This window comes from Pseudomonas sp. SWRI154 (genome assembly GCF_014268645.1).
GTDB classification, from domain to species: domain Bacteria; phylum Pseudomonadota; class Gammaproteobacteria; order Pseudomonadales; family Pseudomonadaceae; genus Aquipseudomonas; species Aquipseudomonas marvdashtae.
In genome coordinates this window covers 1-243 of record NZ_JABWQW010000103.1, presented here as the reverse complement: position 1 = coordinate 243, position 243 = coordinate 1, and the positions used below count along the sequence as shown (strand labels likewise).

The window sequence follows — 243 nt, the reverse complement described above, 5'->3', positions numbered from 1 at the left end:
AGGGTGGCCCAGCCCTGGTGTTCGGCGACGAGGCGGTCCTGGGCGTCGTATTCGTAGGCCAGCGGCCAATGGCCGTCGTCGACGCTGACCAAGCGCCCGAGGGCGTCGTAGCGGTACTCGACCGTTTCGCCGTCGGGCAAGGTCTTGCGCAACAGGCGTCCTGCAGAATCCCTTTGGTAAGCGGTGACCCGTTGGCTGCCGTCGGAACCAAACTCGGTCTTTTCCAGCAGGTGGCCGTTGAGG

General features: G+C 65.4%; 1 protein-coding gene. It reads right to left on the bottom strand.

Annotated features, from left to right (window positions below; genetic code table 11):
- On the bottom strand, window positions 1–243 hold a 243-nt coding region (locus HU806_RS26950; protein WP_186615827.1), incomplete at both ends, for an RHS repeat domain-containing protein.